The sequence below is a fragment of the Chitinophaga sp. genome (assembly GCF_019236475.1).
In the GTDB taxonomy this organism is placed as follows: Bacteria; Bacteroidota; Bacteroidia; order Chitinophagales; family Chitinophagaceae; genus Chitinophaga.
The window spans coordinates 330,288-350,405 of record NZ_JAFAIX010000004.1; the positions used below are offsets into that span (position 1 = coordinate 330,288).

The following is a 20,118-nucleotide window of genomic DNA, read 5'->3' on the forward strand; positions in this document are numbered from 1 at the left end:
TTATTTATTATGGTTTTACATTGAAGGATTATTATTGGGGCTAATATTATATCCACTGATAAGTATACTTGTCGAAAGATTATCAATCGGGCATGCTGCGAAGATTGTTATAGATGGATTGATATGCATGATTTTACTTAACCTTGTTTCTTTGATATCTGATCATCGAATTTTGACAATAGATTTAATAAGAAATATAAAAAAAGGGATTAGCTGCATGATAATAATCTGCTGATACATTTTATCTCGCTATTTGGCTTTGTATTGATTATTTGTTTAGTTAACCGAAATAAGCTAAGACCAAAAGCATAATAAAATAGAAAAGCCGCACTTATCTGCGGTTTTTTTATTGCAATACGTTTTTGATTTTTATGGAGTAGTTATAGGACAGTGCTAAGAGGGGTAGATGCTTTAAGGAGTTAAGTCGTTCAGGACTTTTTACTACCCTCTTTCTTGGAGGTACAATCAGTGCCATACTTTTGAACCGCGTCTCACCCTATTGCTATCTCTAACATTTAATCGGTCTTTATCCGCCAAAATTCATCTCCCCAGTTTTTATATAGTTGATCATAGCTGCTAATAAATGCCGGCGGATCGTTGGGGTCATATATCATGGTAAGTCCTCGTACGAGCTCAAATATATTATCACAGATATCATCATATTCCTGCGGCCAGTCCCATCGTACGCGAAAAATTCGGTCATTATTTTCTTCCCTGGTACCAACGAACAGTCCTCCGCCCATACCAATCCCTCCAATCCTGAAAAAGCCAAATTTTTGCCATTCCACTTCTGTAGCAAAGCAATTTTTATGAGTTCTTAGGGCATATTCTATGTTATCTAAAAGCAGGTGCAATCTGTTTTCCTCGTCATCGTATAGTGGGAGGTAGGCGATGTCTCCAGTATACCGGTATTGGTCCAAATGGGGGACGTAATATTGATCGGTAAAAGGCGGATAATCATCGAGATGGAAGGTGGATGCAAATAGCTTGTATAATGGCGGTAGTTGGATGTTGTATTGTGCCTCTAATGCGGCAATATCAATACGGTCATCATGTCTGCGTGTTTTAAATAACTCGAATCCTGCTTTCATTCAATTCACTGGATAAAAAGAAACTGCGCACCTTTAAACAAGGTGCGCAGCCAATTATTTTTTGTATTCAAAGATACGATCGGCACTACTGCCAGGGAATAACACCATACCAAATAGGGTGCTATTGCCAGCATCAGGATAGCAATTACCGTTGTATTTATAAGAAAAGCCAGTTGTATAGGGAGTAGTCATGCCAGAGGAAGAATAAGTTAACGTCGCATCTGTTACGTTATGTGCGCCCATCAGCTTGAGGATATTGAGTTCCCAGGTGTCTAAATCCATGAAATAGCAATGGATAGCCAGCGACGCAAATGGATTTTTCCGGTCATCATATTTGAAGGTGTAGGCAGTTACTTTAGCGTAAGGTCCTGTTTGGTTCCAAGGCGTTTCGTACAATACTACATCGGCAGTATTTTTACTATCATCGTAGGTAGTTTGATAATAGTAACCATGCTCCATTCCATTAGCATCCTTATTGCCCCAACTACCAGATTTAATCACCCTGCCTGATGCATCATATTGAAAGATACCACGTCCTTTCTTCTGGGAGTAGATGGTATCAATCCGACCGGCCTGGTTGTAATGATAGGTTAAGGTATCTGGTATGTTATCGTAGCCGGAAAGAACAGTACTGCCTGTTATTTTATTGTTGGCATCATAGCGGAGAGATATTTTTTGCTCTTCGTGAAAGAACTGGCCCATATTGATATTGCTGACTTTCCCAGCGGCATCATAGCTGATGATCACCGTTTCATTGTCATTAGAAGGGTTATACATCTTGGTAACATTCATCTTCACATTGTTACAGGAATTGTTGCCACCGCCCGTAGGAGGAGTAGTTGGATTGGTAGGGTCATTGGGTTTTGACATTTCTTTGGAACAACTGAACATAAATGCGCCTAAGCATAATGCTACTCCAATGGGGATTAGTTTTTTCATGGATCAGGTATAGGTGTTTGAAATTATGCCCAAAGATAGGGACAGTAGGAGATATATGGAATTTTTCTTCCTATAAAAAGGCTATTTAAACGAACATTTTAAGAGCTCGAAAAGTTGATTAGGTAGAAATGGGCTATTTAAGGTAATGCGTAAAATTTGGTACCTTCATGGGCTATTAAGGGCATTTGTGTAAACGGACTGATCTAAGCATAGCGAATGCTTAATACCTGCTGTAATTTAACAACAGTGGTAGCAGCAAATTACTTTTATACTTCAGTTAATTCTCAACATATAAAACATACTTTATGGCAAGTGAATTTATGTTGTATATACGGAATGCAGGCGATGCAAAAGCCAGCCTTACAGCCGATGAGCATCTGAAATTTATTAAACAATGCGAGGTGTATATCGAGCATTTAAAGTCTAAGGGAAAACTAATAGCGGCACAACCACTCCTACGAGAAGGTTGCGTTATTTCGAGAACAAATAATGACTGGCATACTGCTATTATTGACCCTGCAAAAGAAATACAAGTAGGCTATTATCATATCCAGGCGGATAGCGTTGACGAGGCAATTGAAATTGCTATGCAAAATCCTGAATTTGCATTTGTACCCTCTGCAAGTATTGAGATAAGACCTATAAAAACAAAAGAAGCACAAACAAATTTTATTTATCCAAAAGGATCATGAGCAATAGTCAACATAACATAAGCAATACACCAGAAATTCAGACCACATGTTTGATTTTGCGTAGAGTTTCTGAAAACGATGTGGACGCACTTTTTAATATCATTAATGACGAAGATGTAAATACATTTCTCCCTTTATTTCCCTTTGAAACAAAAGCGGAAGCAACGCATTATTTTACAAGAAAAATATTTAAAGACTTATAAAACACCTGTTGGTTTCCGATATGCCATTTGCTTGAAAACGGATAATTTACCGATAGGATATGTGAATGTTAGTGAAGACGGAGGACGATGTGTAGATGAATGGTGGCGCCTTGTATTGACATTGAACGCAATTAAGTAACTTTTAACAAGTGTTTTCCTACCTTTGCCGCTGAAGCTATTCCCTTACATGTCTACACCTATTCTTCAACAAACGCCGGATATTGAGTTGTGGCAGCTTGTCCGGAAGGGCGATCTACAAGCTTACGGAGAAATATACGAACGATACTGGGAAACCCTGTATGAAAGCGCTTATTGGCGTTTGTACGACAAATCCGCCGCCAAAGATATTGTACAAGAGGTATTTATTTTCTGTTGGCAGAAAAGAGAACAGATACAAATCACGGAATCTGTAGCAGCTTATCTTCGTATAGCTGTTAAGTTTAGAGTATTGAACCACTTGAAATCGGAACAAGCCAGGGAGAAGTACCGTCTGCTGGCAGGCCGAGAACTGCCGGAAATCACCCATTCAACGGAGGAGTCTATCGCTAGCGCTGATTTACAGGCCAGTTACCAAAGGGAACTGCAACGGCTACCCGAAAAAATGCGACAGTTGTTCATCGATAGCCGAGACCATGGCCTTTCTGTCCGTGAAATTGCCGAAAAACACGCTCTTTCAGAGCAAACCGTTAAAAACCAGCTTTCCACCGCACTTAAAAAATTGCGGGCAGGACTGGGAAATTTCCTTTTTGATTAATTTTTTTTCTTCCACATAGTACTACCGGTATTTGAGGATTGTCTATTAAACAACAGCATATGAGTCATCCTGATCAACACACCATCGATCTGCTGCTTGAAAAGCACGCGCTCGGCACGCTGACGAGCGAAGAAAACGCTGTCCTAGAAAGATGGTATGCGGCATTTCCTGCGGATGATCATGTGTTTGACGATGCCACTGAGCGGAAGGAGATAGGGGCATCCATGAAAGTAGGGATTTTCGCTGCTATTCAGGCAGAAATGGAACCTGTACCTCCTAGTGAACCTGTACTATCCGAACCGATGCCGGAGAAAAGGCCTATCCGGCGTATGTATGGACGCGTAGCTGCGGCTATCCTAGTGCTGATCGCAACAGGTGGTTTGATGTACCTTTTCAAAGGAGATACCGAACCGCAGTCTTATACAGAAGTAACCGCTCCTGCAGGCAGGAATATGTATTACATGAAACTACCAGATGGCTCTGCTATTTGGATGGAACCAGGGTCTAGGTTACGTTATGCTAATCACTTCGGGAAGAAAAGCCGAGATGTACAAATCGTCGACGGTCTCGCTCACTTCTCCGTGGCGCCAGGCGCATCACATCCTTTTATCGTCAGTACGGATGCGGGTGTACAGGCAAAAGTATTGGGAACAGAATTCAGTGTGAAAGCCTACCATGGTTTAGCGTTTATACAAGTAAATGTGGAATCCGGTATGGTCCAGGTGTCCGATAGCAACCAGGTACTAGGGGTACTGAAAGCTGGCCAAGAGGTCATATACCAGTTGGCAACGCAGACGGCTACACGTAATGAAGGTATTCAGCAGGACGATACCTGGCGTCAAGGAGGTCTCACGTTGCAAAACGTGTCCTTTGCCGAAGTGGTGCGAATGCTGCAAAACCGTTACCAAGTGGAGGTAGTGTATGATAGAGAGATGATGTCTCCCTACCGTTTCAACCTCCAGATAGACAAAAATACGCCGCTGGAGGAAGTAATGGAAATGCTGAAAGACTTAAGTGGCATGACTTATACGCTTAGTAATGGCCGGGTAACTATCTCCGGCATACAACAATAATCACTTACCATAGGATCAAACCCTATCAACGGCTGCAATTGCGGCAGGGGATAACTATGCCTTTAAAAAATGAAATCGCGCAATGCAACGAATATTCACCATTCTGTTCTTAGCATATAGCCTGGTTGCGGTAGGCCAGCAAAATGAAAGAAAGCTTAGTATCAATATTCCCGCTACTTCGCTGGAGAAAGCCCTTAAGCTCTTGGAACAAGAAAGCAAAGTCCATTTCTCCTACGAGTATACGAGAATACAATCCGTTACCGTTAAAGCACATACCTACAAGGATACGCCGCTGGAAACCATCTGCAGAGACCTGCTGAAAGGGACTCCGCTGATGTTCAAAGTAAAAGGAGATCATATCATTATCGGTCCGGCTCCTAACCATGACCATACACTCAGCGGGTACGTGGAGGATGCTGCTTCCGGTGAAAGATTGATCGGTGTTTCGCTGGCTGCACCGCAATTCCAGGCGGGTACTGTCACCAATGCCTACGGGTTTTATAGCATCACTTTACCAACGGATTCCCTCCGGGTATTGTTGTCCTATATGGGGTATCAGCGCCTGGATACCATCGTGGCGATCACTAAAGAAAGCATGACCTTCCGAATGAAAGCGCTCAACCGCCAATTGGAGGAAATCACGATACGGGGCAAACAGACGGAGGATATAGCCACATCTGCCCAGATGAGCCGCATGAACGTGTCGGCCGCCATGGTGCAGTCTACACCCCGCCTATTCGGAGAGGCAGACCTGTTCAAGACGCTGCAACTCTTGCCAGGCGTCAAACAAGGAACGGAAGCTACGAGCGCACTATTAGTACGTGGTGGAACACCCGATCAGAACCTCATCCTGCTAGATGGCGCCCCACTTTATAATCCGATGCACCTGATGGGGATATTTTCGACATTCAATACGAATGTTGTGAAAGATGTAACCCTGTATAAAGGCGCGTTTCCAGCACGGTATGGCGGACGATTGTCCTCCGTGGTGGATATCGCTACCAAAGACGGTGATATGAATAAAATGCATGGCGACTTTTCCATAGGTCTGCTTTCTGCACAAGCTACGCTGGAAGGGCCTATCCAAAAAGGTAAAACAACTTTCTTGATCTCTGCACGCAGATCTTATCCCGATCTCGCCGCAAAGGCATACTTCAATAGCCAAAATAATCCTCCGGAAAAACTGAGGTTGAATTTTTATGATATCAATGCGAAACTACATCATAAGTTCTCCGATAAAGATAAACTGTACTTCAGCTTTTATTCCGGCCGGGACAAAATGCAAACACGATACAGGTATAACAGTCTAAATGGTAGCAAAGATTATGTTTCAGACGCTGGTATTCTGTGGGGTAATTACACGGGTACGGTACGATGGAACCACGTATATTCTCCGAAACTCTTCTCCAACGTGATGCTCATCGGCAGCGATTATCATTTCAACTCTGATTTTTCACAAGTAGGAACAACTAAGGGTGAAGGCTTCTCCGATTTGCAGCAATTGCATTCCGGCATCAAGGACTATGGCGCAAAAGCAGATTTTGAGTATCATCCCAAACCCGCACATGCGATTAAAACCGGCGCCTCTTATATGTTCCGCATTTTCACCCCTGGCGCCTTGCGGTCTAAACAAACAGAGAAAGAGCAGGTAACAGTGGACTCTGTCAACAACAACCGAAATATTCACGCCGCTGAAATGGACATGTATGCAGAAGATGACTGGGAGGTATCCCGCCGTTTGAAACTCAATATCGGGTTACATCTTAGCGCATTTAATGTAGAGCATCGTTTTTATCATTCCCTACAACCACGCTTGAATGTTCGATATCTTCTGCCGGGCGACTGGGCGCTGAAAGCCTCCTATTCGCGCATGACGCAATATGTTCATCTACTGGCCAATAATTCCATCTCCTTACCTACCGATTTGTGGGTACCCGTTACCGATAAGGTGAAACCGCAGGAGTCGGACCAGTTTGCATTAGGGATAGCAAAAAATGTCTTTCATGATAAATTTGAATTTTCTGCAGAAACCTATTACAAAAGGATGCACCATGTGATTGAATATAAAGAAGGTGCTGATTACCTGACCAGCAGTAGGGGAGATGCCTGGCAAGACCTCGTAGCAGCCGGTGAAGGAGAAGCATATGGAATGGAACTGCTGCTGCAAAAGAAAATCGGCAGATTGACAGGTTGGGTGGGATACACGCTCTCTTGGGCCAACCGCCGCAATCCACAGGTAAACTATGGATTGGAGTTCCCTTATAAGTACGACCGTCGCCACGACTTCCACATCGTGGGGGTATATAAGCTACGGAAAGGTATCGAGCTCTCTGGTTCCTGGACTTTCCAGAGCGCTGCTCCTTTCACCGTTCCTGTGGCATCCTATGAGGGCGTGAACGGTCCCGTTTCTGAGAATGGCGCCCATGATTGGGCCCCTGGGGTATCCCGCATTAATGAACGTAATAATGCCCGTATCAATGCTTATCACCGGTTGGATGTGGGGGTAAATTTTATTAAGTACAAAAAGAACGGATTAGTACGTACCTGGAATATCAGTCTACTCAATGTGTATAATCGCTTTAATCCTTTCTTCTATTACCTCGACAAATATGAGGAGGGGCGTCCGAAGGCAAGGCTCACAGCAGTTAACCTGATTCCTTTTATGCCTAGTATTTCTTATAGCCTGAAATTTTAAATGATGAAAACAAAATTATTGCTACTACCATTGTTACTGATAATCGTTGTCTGTGGCTGTAAAAAATCAGTGATAATAGATTTGCCTGAAGAGGCCAATAAGCCGGTGCTCAATTTACTAATGAGTAAAGATAGTCTGATCGTTGCGCACGTCACACTTTCCAGTCGCAGTTCCGCCTTTGGGGGATTTCCAGAGCCAGCAGCAGCATCGTTGAAACTATATGAGGATGGCATCTTCAAGGAATACTTGAGTCCGTTCAACTTCGATGCTAGAACTTACTATAAAGGGACCGTTAAGGCGCAGGTGGGATCAAAATACCGCGTGGTAGCTACTGTGCCGGGTTATGAAGACGTGGAAGGGAGTGATGTTATACCGGAGCAAGCAGGTGTTGGTGAAATGAGTATCAAGTTGGTGGCCAACACGGAAGGTTGGGGCTCCAAAGGGAATATATCGGTAGTGCTGAAAGATAAACCTGGAGAAAAGAATTACTACCGGATAAGGTTTTACGAATTAGCTACGTTCACGGATAGTAATGGCGGTAACCCACAAACCTTTAAAGTGTCAGTGGATTTCAAAACGGGGGAGTTGCAAGATGGCATCTTCAACAAGGATAACCACTCGGAATTCTATACAGATGATGCCCTTTTCGATGGCCGCAGCTCTCGTTTTAATTTCATCACTGGCCGAGGGGGCGAGTTTAAGAAATTAATAGTGGAAGTCACTTCCCTCACCTACAGCAGCTACAGTTATTTGTATAGCAGCTTTATGGCACGACTAAAAAATGAGGACCCCTTGTCAGAAAAAGTAATCGTTTATAGTAATATTCAAAATGGCTTGGGGATTGTTGGCGGGATGGCCATACAGGAATATGTAATTACCCCATAGATATTTTTTTATTTTGGTTTTTAACTTAGAACCTGCGCTGGTCGCAGGTTTTTCGTTTTTGAGTGAGATGGTTATTAATTTTTAAGAGATGGCCACTATATCCTGATCTAATTCCCTATTTTTAGCTCCCATAACTTTGTATATGCCCAAAACTGTTCTGGTACTCGGCGCCAATTCCGATGTAGCAAAAGAAGCCATTTTATTGTATCTCGAAAAAGGATATCAGGTGATAGCTGCGTCTCGTAGCACTGCGGAGATAGCCTCGTTTATGGAAGCGAGGAATGCCCCCGTAAATCGGCTGACTATCTGTTACTTTGATGCCACTGCTTTTGAAGAACACGGTAAATTCTATGCTGGGTTGCCTTCCAAGCCACATATTGTAGTATATGCGGCTGGTTTTCAGGTAACGAATGAGCAGGCATTGGTAGACTGGGAGGGCAGTTATCGGATGATGCAGGTACACTATGCCGGTGCAGTGTCTATTATCAACCTAATTATAAAAGATAGTGATAATGACCATTTGGAAAGGATTATCGGACTATCCTCCCTTTCCGGAGTACGGGGGCGTAAAAGTAACTTCGTTTATGGCAGTACGAAAGCAGCATTTACGCAGTATTTGGCGGGACTAAGGCAATATTTATTCCCCAGAAAGGTAATTGTGAATGTGATTGTCGCAGGATATATCCGTAGTAAGATGACTGCCGGACTTGAGCTCCCAGCGTCCTTGTTAATGCAACCTTCGTTTATAGCCCGCGCCATTGTAAATGCCGGTAGTCGATTCACGATTGTACCAGGCATCAAGTGGAAGTTTATTCACCAGGTATTAAAGTATATGCCTGAAAAACTCGCGGCCAGATTGCCATAGGGTGATAGTGCCCTAATATCCATTGTCCAAATCTGAACATCCAATTGTACTACTAATGAACATATAAGCTTAAATTTAATTTCTAATCAATGGATTTAAATTAACTTACACAAGGGCATTTTCTTTGGCAAGGATATTCCATTAAAGTCCGTAACAATGCTAAGAAATTACTTTAAAATAGCGTGGCGCAACCTATGGAAACATCGGTTGTTCTCACTGATCAATGTTATTGGTTTGGGCCTCGCCATGGCTATCTGCCTCTTGATCCTTATCCAGTTGCAAAGTAGTTTTGAGAAAGATGGATTTCACCCTTATCCGGATCGTACTTATCGTATTATATCAGACGTTACTAATGCGGATGGCAAAACGTATGCTTTTGCTAGCTCCCCGATGCCGCTAGCAAATAAATTATTGCAGGAGCAGAGCAGTGTGGAAGAGGTAGCGCAGGTTATTCGTGGTTTTGGAGGGAATTTCAGTACCCGAGTGAAATCATTGTCGGCATGGGGGCATTATGTAAGCCCCGGTTATTATAAAATCTTCAACTTCCCCCTGGAAAAAGGCCAACCGGCCATAGCGCCCTATACAGTAGTGCTGTCCCATGAAACTGCGGAGCGATTCTTTGGTAATGATGACCCGATTGGGAAAACACTAGTGCAAAAAGATGGTGGTACCTTCACCGTTACGGGCGTGTTCGCACCATTGGGGCCAAAACAGTCTCACCTGGATGCAGACATCGTAGTCTCTATGGCTACTTATCCTTTGCTGAATACTGAACAAGCACAGCAGGATTGGTTAAACTATAACGCATATACGTATGTGTTGTTGCACAAAGGAACTCCTCCAGCACAATTAGACCATATGCTGGCGCAAGTAAGGGCCGATAACAGAAAACAAGTGGATTATACTGGTGTGAAGGATCTCCACTTTCAAGGCCAGTTGCTGAGTGATATTTCCCCCGACTACAAGGGACTGCAGAATAATCCTGGTGTAGAACCTTGGTTCAAGATACTGGTGAATATGATCATGGTGTTGGTGATTATCTCTCTAGCAATATTTAATTATATCAATCTTACACTGACAAGATCTTTGAGTAGAACGCGAGAAGTGGGTGTGCGCAAGGTGGCTGGCGCCGCACGCTGGCAATTGGTGATGCAGTTCCTGATAGAAAGTGTCCTCATTGCCTTTTGCGCACTGATAATAGGGGTGTTGGGATTGTATTCCATGAAATCGTTTATCCATGCCCGGTGGTTAGTCTGGGAGGTGCAACATCCTTATCTTTTATGGCTGTCCTTTATAAGTTTTACGCTATTTACAGGACTGATAGCAGGTGCAGCTCCTGCTCGTATCATGTCTGCTGCAAAACCGGTTGCTATTCTTAAGGGAGCCTTGGGACCTGTTGGATTTGGCAAGATTGGCTTCCGCAAAGGGCTGATTGTTATTCAATTTGTAGTGTCCCTGGTGTTTATGGTGGGAACGGGTATTATGAATAGCCAGTTCCGTTACATGGCTACGGATAATAAAAACTTTAACCGGAAAAATGTGTTGAATATCCCGTTGCCGGATGCAGGTAACTATCCCTTGTTGCATAATGAGATAGCTAAGTTGTCTACCGTTAACAGTATAGGCGCTACTTCTGCCCCTTTGAACGAATCTGCTGGACGTGTTAATATTACCCGGGATGCTCGTGCTAAAGCAGGAATGGACCAACTGCAAGCATTCACCTATTCGGTAGATGCGGCCTTTATCCGTAACATGAAGCTTACTTTTGTTGCAGGCAATAATCTGCCGGAAAACAATGTGGATACCTCCAAAGGGCACTTTGTAGTGCTCAATGAAAAAGCGGTGCAGTCGCTCGGAATTACGGAACCGAAAGCTAGTATTGGCCAGACAATGATGTTGGATAGTAATGAAGTCATTATTGCTGGTGTAGTAAAGAATTTCAATTTCATGCGCTATGAGATGCCGGTTACACCACTCGTATTGCAGTATGATCCTGCTGCATTTAAAACGGTGTCGTTACTTGTACAAGAGGGCGCACAGCAGGACGCGGTAATCGCGTCTCTACAAAAAATCTGGAAGCGAGTATACCCTTTCGAACCATTTCTATACAACTGGTATGAGCGTCAGCTCTATGAAAGATATATGGAAAATGAAGACATGAAGCTGAATGCAGTGATCATCTTCATAGTATTTGTAATTGCTTCTTTAGGAATGCTGGGGGTAGTAACCCATAGCACAGAAAAAAGAGCGAAAGAAGTGGTGATTCGGAAAATAATGGGAGCAGGGATCGGGCAACTGATGCGGCTTTTATCTTGGGGCTTTGTGAAACTGATGCTGATTGCGGTGGTGATTGGACTTCCTTTGGGCATGTTCCTCGGCTCATTGTTTCTGCGGATTTTTACCTATCATGCTACGCCTGGTATCGGCGTCTATATGGGATGTCTGGGTAGTCTGGCCTTGGTTGGGATAATGACAATAGGCGTCCAAGTATATCGTACCGCCCATATAAACCCGGCGAATACGCTCAGGCAGGAATCTTGATGAACGAAAGTCTAGTCAAGGTAAACCTCTTCTACCTGTCGTCCCTGCCCGGCGGGCAGGGACGACTAAAAAAATAAAAAACAGCATTGAAGTCGCAGACTTCAATGCTGTTTTTTTGATACAGCTCTTTTTTATTAGTTGAAAAGCAATTCATCCACAAACACCCAGGCATGCTTGCCTTTGCCGGGATGCCAGGAAGGGATAATGGTCGGTGTGATCATTATCTTCATACAAGATACCTGTGTGGAGGCAAAAGTGCAATCGATATCCATCGCCATAACTGGGTCGTCTTTTTGAGCAGCAGGAGGCGTAATCTTCTTCAGTAATTTCAAGTGCTGGGGATCGCTGCCACCCCATATTTCCACCTGATGTGGTAGGAAGATATATGACCCTACATTCCGCAATGTACCTATCGTCACTGATTGCAATGGTATAGGTTGATGGAATCTTATAATAGCTTCAAATCCATTTTTCGTATAGCCGAGCCACTTACCATTACCGTAATCTGTTCCACCTTTTTGCCCATCGATCAATGTATTACTGCCATTGGCGATGTAAGCACCTTCTGGCTGGTTGACCAGTTGGACGCTGTCTGGTGTGAAAGTAGTTTTGGACAACGAGAACTGAATAGGATCGCTGGCATACCATCCTGGCTTGCAAGCAATAGCGCGGATGGTGGTGTTACTCGTAATCAGCAAACTATCCTTAAATATGGGAGATTGCAAGCTGTCGGGGGCACTGCCATCTGTAGTGTAACGAATAGCTACTCCTTTCACCGGATGCTGCAGTTTTAGTTGCATACTATTCCGGAAAACAGCAACAGGATTGAGTAGCGTAGGCTGATTTAGTTTTAATTGTTCCCCCTTTTCATTGGTGAAGCCTTTCACCAGCGTGGCCTGCGGGAAATTCTTTTGTAACTGCTGGATATCCGCAGGGGAAAGGCCCGTATTCCATACATATAACTCTTTTAATGCCGGTGCGGATTTGAGATACATGAGCTGTTGTGCAGTAACTGGTGTGCCTGATACAGAAAGACTGCGCAGATGAGGCAATTTGGCCAGTTGTGCCAATGTCTGTCCTGTAATATTTGTAAAGCTCAAATTAAGTACGCGTAACGCTTTAAATTGCGATATTACTTCCAAATCTGCGTCCTTTACCGGCATCTTCTGTAAATGCATCTCTATGAGCTGCTCTTTAACTTTCAATAGATCCACAACAGATTGGATGTTGAACTTATCTTTGTTATACCAGTTTGCAACCAACGGTGCTGCATGTAACGCTATCGGATATACGACACGGTAGTTGTTACTCAACTGCTGTACTAGTTTTTCATCTGCAGGGGAGAAATCATACACTGGCTCCTCAGAACCTGCGGACTGCAAACGTGCAGTGGCGAGTAATCGCAGACTATCATGCGCTGGCAGCGATACCACCATTTTTTTGAAGTCTGCGCCTCCTTTAATCCAGTAATAAATCAGGGCTGCTTCTTCATTGGTGAGCTGCGGCTTACCAGCGGGAGGCATATGCTTTTTATCTTCAGCAGGAAGATGTAATCGCTCTATTAGGAGACTAATATCTGGATTACCAGGAATGAACAGCTTCCCACTTTTGCCACCGGCTAGCAATTGCTGTGGTAATTCCATGGATAATCCGCCCTTTGCTTTCCCTGCATTGTGGCAGTTCATACACTTCTCTTGTAGGATGGGCTTCACGAGATGCTCGTAGGCCAATGCCTTTTCCAGAGGTACCATAGGCGTGGGAGGCGTCACTGGCGCCAGTACGAAATTATTGCCATGTGTGATATCAGCACCGAAATGACCAGTTACGATTACCAGGATAACTGTTACTACCGCGCTTATTTTCGGCAGCCACGACTTTGAGGTATTGCGTAGCCAGTATAAGGCAGACGCGGCCCATAATACCGCCATTCCTCCCCATTTATGCCATTGTATATGGCCATCATCTGTATAACCACCTTCCCTCGCAAGTAGTAATCCCATGATCACGGTAACGGCTGTACTGAGTGCTGCCGCGAGCAAGAGCCAGGAAGTAAACTGTATCTTCCAGCGATTGGCCTCCGGCTCCCGTAATGGTATAAACAGTAGCAGACTACCCAGTATTAGCAATACGATAGGAAAATGCAGTACCAGAGGATGCATGCGCCCCAACACTTGTAACCATGCTGGCGCTACGATGCTACTGCCGGCAACAAATAAAACCAGTGCAAATATATTTGTGGCGAATAGGAGTTGGCTGCAAACCTCCTGCCAGCGGATACGATTCCATTTCATTATACCCTCCTGAGTTTATATGGATACACTTTCCCAGCAGCCCATTGCGCCACGTATAGGTTCTCATCGTTATCTACACAAACATCATGTGGATGCACGAAGATTTTCTCCGCTTGCTGCATCGGTTGTAACTGCTGGTTTTTATACACAGGTGCAGTACCGCCAATATTGGATATTACCTTGTTGTTTTTATCGAGAATGGTAACAAAGCCACTGCCATTGACACCCATATCTGGAGAGCGTAATACGGCCGCATAGAGATGATCGCCCTTAATCACCGGACGACATACACAAGCACCTGGTAGCGATATCACTTCCTGTAACTGGCCACTCATGCTGAAACGCTTAAAACAATTGCGGGTACGGTCTGTTACCAGCAGCGTGGGATCTCCCTGACGGCGGTCGATACAGATACCATGCGCATTATCTAGATGTGCATCTCCTTCTCCACGACCGCCAAAAGTATGCAGCAGTTTACCATTGCGATCATAATGCAGGATATACTGTGCACCATAACCATCTGCAATGTAGATATCTCCATTCTCTGCGATGGTAGTTTCAGTAGGGACAAATTCCTCTTTCTTTTTGTACAGCCCAGTTTCCGCGGGATAGTCTATCGTCATGAGGATTTTGCCATCCATGGTGGTTTTATATACCTGGTGCTTTTCTGTATCCGTGATGAAGAGGTATTCCGTACCATTTTCATTGGAGAGTGTAAGACCGTGTGCACCTGGAAACTCATGGCCCCAGTAGTCTAACAGCTTACCGGATTTATTGTAAATAAGGACATTGTTTGTTGTTTCATTGGTGAGCAGGATGATACGTCCTTTCTGGTCTTGTACCATTTCATGACAGTCTTTCACCGGATGCCGACTACTATCCAGGTTACCCCAGCGGGTATCCAGCGTATAACGCATGCCCTGGTGGCCATATACAGGGCCTTTCGGACGAGCAAAGAGATCACGGGAAATATAAAATGAGGCGGCAACTAACGTGGATGCCTGTATGAATTTTCTTCTCTCCATTAATACTTTAATTTTAGGCCATTAGCCCTGGTAAAACTTTTCCGGCAACGTCCGTGAGGCGGTAACGTCGGCCTTGGTGTTTGAATGTAAGTTTTTCATGGTCTAGTCCCATGAGGTGTAATACAGTGGCGTGGAAATCGTGTACGTGAACAGGATCTTTCACAATATTGTAGCCGAACTCGTCGGTTTCACCGTAAACGATGCCTGGTTTTACGCCACCGCCGGCCATCCAGATGGAAAAGCAGCGTGGGTGATGATCGCGGCCGTAGTTTTCGGCGGTCATTTTACCCTGGCAATAGTTCGTTCTGCCAAATTCACCACCCCATATGACGAGTGTTTCATCGAGGAGTCCGCGTTGTTTGAGATCGGTGATGAGTGCCGCGGAGGCGCGGTCTACATCCTTTGCTTGGCCTGCCATTTCATTCGGGAGGTTGCCATGTTGATCCCATCCTTGGTGATAGAGTTGTACGAAACGTACCCCACTTTCGGAGAGCTTTCTTGCCAGCAGGCAATTGGCCGCAAAAGTTCCAGGAACAAGGCATTCCGGCCCATACATCTTGATGATATCATCCGATTCTTTGGAGAGATCAGTAAGCTCTGGTACCGCTGTTTGCATACGATACGCCATCTCATATTGCTGGATCTTGGTATTGATTTCGGGATCACCAAAATCTTTGTACGACTGATCATTCAGTGCAGCCAACTGGTCGAGCATCTGACGGCGGTTAGCCATATTGATACCTTCAGGATTGTTGAGATACAATACCGGGTTATCGCCGCTGCTGAATTGCACGCCTTGGTGGATACTATCTAGGAAGCCGTTGGACCAGAGTTTGGAATATACGCCTTGTCCATTGCCTTTACCACGTGATAACAATACACAGAAAGCAGGGAGATTTTTATTTTCACTACCGAGGCCATAACTCATCCAGGAACCAAAGCTGGCGCGGTTTCCCTGTTGTGCGCCTGTTTGGAAGAAGGTAAGGGCCGGATCGTGGTTAATTGCTTCGGTAAACATGGACCGAACGATGCAGATATCATCTACGATTTGCGCCGTGTGTGGAAAGAGATCGCTGACCCATGCCCTGGCTTCTCCGTATTGCTTGAAATCATAGTAAGAGCCTACCAGCGGAAAGGAGGTCTGTCCTGCGGTCATGCCTGTCAATCGTTGTCCCATGCGAATGGATGCCGGTAGGTCCTGGCCCATCATCTCTCGCAGCTTAGGTTTGTAGTCGAAGCTCTCTAACTGAGAGGGCGCGCCATTCTGGAACAAGTAAATGATTCTTTTAGCTTTGGGAGCAAAGTGTGGTATACCGGGGATGAAGGGCGCTTCATTGGCATTGCTTTTCCCGAAAAGGTCGGGGATGAGCAATGACCCAAGTGCCACGCTACCGATACCTAAACTGAGCCGCGACAAGAATTTCCGGCGGTTCATATTCAGGTGATGCTCCATGAATTCGTTTTTCATCGTGTCATTTTTTAAGAGAGAATGATGGTGAAGCGGATATTATCATCGCCCGTCTATGTTTTGGATAGTGTTTCTTCCATGTTATAAATGGTGGTGATCACTTGCATCATAGCTGCCCAGGAGGCTTGATCCAGGTTGGTTGCCATCGGGTATTCTCCATGGTTCAACAGTTTGGCAGCATTAGCCGGTTCCTTTTTATAATATGCTTGTTGTTGTTCAAAGTATTTGAGCAAGAGCGCGGTTTCTTGCGTTTGTGGAGTGCGGCAAACGATCTGGTGAAAGGCCTGTTGTATATGTTGCTCTGTGCTACCACCTTGTTGTATTAGTCGGGAGGCCAATACTCTCGATGCTTCCAATACCGTTGGATCATTGAGCATCATGAGCGCCTGTAGTGGCGTATTGGTGGTGGAGCGTTTTACTTCGCATTGATCACGATTGCTGGCATCGAATATCATCATCGATGGTGGTGGTACCGTTCTTTTGATGAAGGTATAGAGCCCGCGACGGTAAAGACTTTGGCCATGATCCTGGCGGTAGGTACTCAACTGTCCGCGGCCAGAAGTGGCTTGTTCCCATAAGCCTTTAGGCTGATAAGGTTTTACACTGGGACCTCCCACCTCATGTACCAGTAGGCCACTGCTTTGTAACACAAGATCGCGCACTGTTTCTGCTGGTAGGCGGAAACGTGGTCCTCTGGACAGGTATATATTCTCTGGATCTGCCTTTAGCTTCTCCTTCGTGACCACCGCCGATTGACGATAGGTAGCAGACATCACCAATTGTTTTACTAATCTTTTGATGTTCCAGCCATGTTGCTCGAAATCCACTGCCAGCCAATCGAGTAGCGCAGGGTTGGTAGGCAAATCTCCCTGCATGCCAAAATCTCCTGTGCTCTTTACGATCCCTCTACCAAAAAATTCCTGCCATACTTGGTTTACCATTACACGAGCAGTAAGTGGGTTCTTAGCGTCGAATAGCCACTTGGCGAGCCCCAACCTGTTGGCCGGATAGCTAGCTGTGCTAAAAGGTAAAATGGCATGCGGTGTACCAGGTGTCACTTCAATAGTGGGATTATCGTAGTTGCCACGGCCTAAAACAAATGTCTTTCTCGCTGTATCTCTTTCGCCCATGATGGATACGATTAATCTGGCCGTATCCTGTTTGTTGAGAAAGTGGAGTATCCCTTGAAGATCCTCTTTAGTGATCTCCATAAAAGGCTTTTTAGCGTATGTTTCCGGCCCTCCTACAGTAGATTCCAGTCCTACTTCTTTCACATTGTTAAAGAAGGCAAACAGTTGGTAATATTCTTTCTGTGAGAAGGGATCATACTTATGGTCGTGGCAGTGCGCGCATTCAATAGTGACACCTAATAAACTTTTCCCGAAGGTATTGGTGCGGTCGGTTACATATTCGATGCGGTATTCTTCATCAATAACGCCGCCTTCTTCCGTGATTTTGTGGTTGCGATTGAACCCAGAGGCCAACAGTTGTTCGCGGGTGGCATTGGGGATCATATCTCCGGCTATTTGCCAGGTCACAAAATCTTTATAGGAAAGGTTAGTGTTAAAAGCATGAATTACCCAGTCGCGCCAAGGCCACATGCTCCGGTAGTTATCGTCTTGGTAGCCGTGGGAATCTGCATAGCGGGCTACGTCCATCCAGTGAACAGCCATTTTCTCGCCATAGGCGCTGTCTTGTAGCAGTTCGTCTACCATTCGTTCATACCCTTTGTCGCTGGTATCTTTCGCAAAGCGCTCCATGCGTTCAAGGGTGGGAGGTAGGCCGGTGAGATCAAGACTAAGACGTTTCAACAAGCGTTCATGATCCGCAACAGGATTGGGAGCAAGACCTTTCTCCGACATCTTTGCTAGCGTGAAAAAGTCGATCGCGTTGCGGGCCCATTTGCGGTCTGTTACCGTAGGTAGCGCAGGCGATACCGGTAAAACAAACGCCCAGTGCGGTTTGTATTTAGCGCCTTGTTTGATCCATTTTTCAATGAGTTTCACTTCAAAACTGCTGAGTGTCAAATTGCTTGCTGGTGGTGGCATGCGCATGGAAGTGTCCGTAGAGCTGATGCGTTGGTATACTGCTGAAGCCATGGGATTGCCAGGCACCAGGGCATGCATATTGGGCGCATCTTTCAATGCTTTGTAGGCGCTGTCTCCAATATCCAGGCGTAATCCCGCTTCGCGTTTGTTGGCATCGGGGCCATGACAGGCGAAGCATTTGTCGGACAGTATCGGCCGTATGTGGAAGTTATAATCCACTATTTCAGGCATCTTTTCAGACGACTGCTCCTGTGCATCGGGATGGTTGCAGGCCGTAAAGAGGGTAATGATGCACGCGGCAGCATTTACATAACGTTGGAACATAATATTATTTCGGATATACAATTGTTCACTTAAATCCGGATGGCACTCGTCTCCCTATACTATACAATACTATTCTATACTCTACACCAAATGCTTGGAGAGTTATGCTATTTTGATTTTGATCGATGCTTTCTTTGCTGTTTTAGCTAACCAACTATATATTCATATGTATGAACATATTCAAATATAGTGTTTCTAATTGCAAATCCATGGGTGGTGGTAATTTTTTTGAAGAACGGTAAAAACTGATATCTAGTTTCACCAGGGAATGATGTGGCTTTATGGGGGGATGGGGTAATATTAAGCGTTAATCGCGCAGGAAAAAGATAAGGAAGCAAAGAAGGTGAAGGCGGCGTTTGAAGAAGCGTGGAAATATGCAGATGTGGAAATAGTATCTTCTTCCAGTATGCCTCTGGGTAATTGATCTCATATTGCACCCAGGAAATGCTTGACAATAGCCGTAAACCGCGCTGCTTGGTCTATATGCAAACTATGTCCCGCTTCCGCGATTTGTGCTATTTGCATCCCAGGGTTCAACTGCTGTAATTCTTCTGCAACAACAGATGTAACCACGCCCTTATCGCCCAATACCAATAAACTTGGGATATTGATTTTACGCACTAACTGCTTAAAATCAGGATTAGGTGGCGTGAGCACCTCAAACGCTTTCATACTGGTTTGCAATCGTGCTTTTGAGTACAGCTCAATGAGCTCCGCTGAGCGATGAGGATGCCTTGCGCGTGCGGCAGCCATTACTTCTTCCAGGGGCTTTTCTAGCATCTGTTGATGTTGATCTGCAATATCACTTTCGTGTACTGTCTGCTGCATTTGTGGACTCAGAAATGTAGGATCAGCTAATATTACACCGCGGAGTAGATTTGGTTTGTGGGCGGCCACTACAGCGGCCGTCATGCCACCCATAGAGTGCCCGATCAGCATGGGAGCTTGAAGTCTCAATACATTTATCAAACCAATAACATCATTGGCCAGATCTGCATATTGGTATCCAACGTCGGGGACACTGGATTGGCCATGCCCTCTAGCATCCGGCATGATCACATCATAGTCTTTTTCCAGTTCACGTGCTAGTGGCGTCCAGCATAAACCATCCGTCATTAAGCCATGGAGTAGGATGACAGGTGGTTTGTTACCTCCGGTGCTGGTGTAGTGTATATGTATGTTGTTTGCTTCGCAGACACGGGTTTGCCAGTTGGCCATTCGCTA

At 44.9% G+C, this 20,118-nt stretch carries 14 protein-coding genes; 7 read left to right on the top strand and 7 right to left on the bottom strand.

The window, feature by feature from the left end; genetic code table 11:
* Nucleotides 1-515: 515 nt before the first annotated feature.
* Nucleotides 516-1,091 (bottom strand): hypothetical protein, encoded by a 576-nt coding sequence (locus JO154_RS05435; RefSeq protein ID WP_291942628.1) that lies wholly within the window; start codon nucleotides 1,089-1,091, stop codon nucleotides 516-518.
* Between the two features lie 54 nt (nucleotides 1,092-1,145).
* Nucleotides 1,146-2,030 (bottom strand): hypothetical protein, encoded by an 885-nt coding sequence (locus tag JO154_RS05440; RefSeq protein ID WP_291942629.1) that lies wholly within the window; start codon nucleotides 2,028-2,030, stop codon nucleotides 1,146-1,148.
* A gap of 305 nt (nucleotides 2,031-2,335) precedes the next feature.
* On the opposite strand from JO154_RS05440, the gene JO154_RS05445 reads away from it, so the two are divergent.
* The 7 genes from JO154_RS05445 to JO154_RS05475 all read left to right on the top strand — a co-directional run bounded on the left by JO154_RS05445 (nucleotide 2,336) and on the right by JO154_RS05475 (nucleotide 11,738).
* Nucleotides 2,336-2,722 carry a YciI family protein gene (locus tag JO154_RS05445; RefSeq protein WP_291942630.1) on the top strand — a complete coding sequence of 129 codons (387 nt, stop codon included), beginning with the start codon at nucleotides 2,336-2,338 and terminating at the stop codon, nucleotides 2,720-2,722.
* A gap of 390 nt (nucleotides 2,723-3,112) precedes the next feature.
* Nucleotides 3,113-3,679 (top strand): RNA polymerase sigma factor, encoded by a 567-nt coding sequence (locus JO154_RS05450; RefSeq protein ID WP_291942631.1) that lies wholly within the window; start codon nucleotides 3,113-3,115, stop codon nucleotides 3,677-3,679.
* Nucleotides 3,680-3,738: 59 nt separating this feature from the next.
* Nucleotides 3,739-4,752: a FecR family protein gene (locus JO154_RS05455; protein WP_291942633.1), complete on the top strand. Its 1,014-nt coding sequence runs from the start codon at nucleotides 3,739-3,741 to the stop codon at nucleotides 4,750-4,752.
* An 82-nt stretch (nucleotides 4,753-4,834) separates the two neighbouring features.
* The gene (locus JO154_RS05460; protein ID WP_291942635.1) at nucleotides 4,835-7,447 is read left to right on the top strand and encodes a TonB-dependent receptor; all 2,613 of its coding nucleotides are present in this window, start codon (nucleotides 4,835-4,837) and stop codon (nucleotides 7,445-7,447) included.
* Nucleotides 7,448-7,450: 3 nt separating this feature from the next.
* Nucleotides 7,451-8,332 (top strand): DUF4249 domain-containing protein, encoded by an 882-nt coding sequence (locus tag JO154_RS05465; protein ID WP_291942637.1) that lies wholly within the window; start codon nucleotides 7,451-7,453, stop codon nucleotides 8,330-8,332.
* A gap of 142 nt (nucleotides 8,333-8,474) precedes the next feature.
* Entirely contained in the window at nucleotides 8,475-9,197 is a 723-nt protein-coding gene (locus tag JO154_RS05470) for an SDR family NAD(P)-dependent oxidoreductase (protein ID WP_291942639.1), read from the top strand.
* Nucleotides 9,198-9,353: 156 nt separating this feature from the next.
* Nucleotides 9,354-11,738 carry an ABC transporter permease gene (locus tag JO154_RS05475; RefSeq protein ID WP_291942642.1) on the top strand — a complete coding sequence of 795 codons (2,385 nt, stop codon included), beginning with the start codon at nucleotides 9,354-9,356 and terminating at the stop codon, nucleotides 11,736-11,738.
* A gap of 134 nt (nucleotides 11,739-11,872) precedes the next feature.
* On the opposite strand, the gene JO154_RS05480 is transcribed toward JO154_RS05475, so the two are convergent.
* From JO154_RS05480 to JO154_RS05500, 5 genes are all read right to left on the bottom strand, one after another.
* On the bottom strand, nucleotides 11,873-14,029 hold the full coding sequence (locus tag JO154_RS05480; RefSeq protein ID WP_291942643.1) for a c-type cytochrome domain-containing protein: 2,157 nt from the start codon (nucleotides 14,027-14,029) through the stop codon (nucleotides 11,873-11,875).
* Nucleotides 14,029-15,054, bottom strand: coding sequence for a 6-bladed beta-propeller (locus JO154_RS05485; protein ID WP_291942645.1), 1,026 nt, complete (start codon nucleotides 15,052-15,054; stop codon nucleotides 14,029-14,031). Before JO154_RS05485 ends, JO154_RS05480 begins: the two co-directional genes overlap by 1 nt.
* A gap of 13 nt (nucleotides 15,055-15,067) precedes the next feature.
* Entirely contained in the window at nucleotides 15,068-16,522 is a 1,455-nt protein-coding gene (locus JO154_RS05490) for a DUF1501 domain-containing protein (RefSeq protein WP_291942648.1), read from the bottom strand.
* Between the two features lie 53 nt (nucleotides 16,523-16,575).
* Nucleotides 16,576-18,894, bottom strand: coding sequence for a PSD1 and planctomycete cytochrome C domain-containing protein (locus JO154_RS05495; protein WP_291942650.1), 2,319 nt, complete (start codon nucleotides 18,892-18,894; stop codon nucleotides 16,576-16,578).
* A gap of 426 nt (nucleotides 18,895-19,320) precedes the next feature.
* Nucleotides 19,321-20,112, bottom strand: coding sequence for an alpha/beta hydrolase (locus JO154_RS05500; RefSeq protein ID WP_291942651.1), 792 nt, complete (start codon nucleotides 20,110-20,112; stop codon nucleotides 19,321-19,323).
* Nucleotides 20,113-20,118: the final 6 nt, after the last annotated feature.

Bases quoted from the DNA above. Each gene is read 5' to 3' on its own strand.
- JO154_RS05435 (WP_291942628.1), bottom strand. From the start codon at position 1,091: ATGAAAGCAGGATTCGAGTTATTTAAAACACGCAGACATGATGACCGT.
- JO154_RS05440 (WP_291942629.1), bottom strand. From the start codon at position 2,030: ATGAAAAAACTAATCCCCATTGGAGTAGCATTATGCTTAGGCGCATTT.
- JO154_RS05445 (WP_291942630.1), top strand. From the start codon at position 2,336: ATGGCAAGTGAATTTATGTTGTATATACGGAATGCAGGCGATGCAAAA.
- JO154_RS05450 (WP_291942631.1), top strand. From the start codon at position 3,113: ATGTCTACACCTATTCTTCAACAAACGCCGGATATTGAGTTGTGGCAG.
- JO154_RS05455 (WP_291942633.1), top strand. From the start codon at position 3,739: ATGAGTCATCCTGATCAACACACCATCGATCTGCTGCTTGAAAAGCAC.
- JO154_RS05460 (WP_291942635.1), top strand. From the start codon at position 4,835: ATGCAACGAATATTCACCATTCTGTTCTTAGCATATAGCCTGGTTGCG.
- JO154_RS05465 (WP_291942637.1), top strand. From the start codon at position 7,451: ATGAAAACAAAATTATTGCTACTACCATTGTTACTGATAATCGTTGTC.
- JO154_RS05470 (WP_291942639.1), top strand. From the start codon at position 8,475: ATGCCCAAAACTGTTCTGGTACTCGGCGCCAATTCCGATGTAGCAAAA.
- JO154_RS05475 (WP_291942642.1), top strand. From the start codon at position 9,354: ATGCTAAGAAATTACTTTAAAATAGCGTGGCGCAACCTATGGAAACAT.
- JO154_RS05480 (WP_291942643.1), bottom strand. From the start codon at position 14,029: ATGAAATGGAATCGTATCCGCTGGCAGGAGGTTTGCAGCCAACTCCTA.
- JO154_RS05485 (WP_291942645.1), bottom strand. From the start codon at position 15,054: ATGGAGAGAAGAAAATTCATACAGGCATCCACGTTAGTTGCCGCCTCA.
- JO154_RS05490 (WP_291942648.1), bottom strand. From the start codon at position 16,522: ATGAAAAACGAATTCATGGAGCATCACCTGAATATGAACCGCCGGAAA.
- JO154_RS05495 (WP_291942650.1), bottom strand. From the start codon at position 18,894: ATGTTCCAACGTTATGTAAATGCTGCCGCGTGCATCATTACCCTCTTT.
- JO154_RS05500 (WP_291942651.1), bottom strand. From the start codon at position 20,112: ATGGCCAACTGGCAAACCCGTGTCTGCGAAGCAAACAACATACATATA.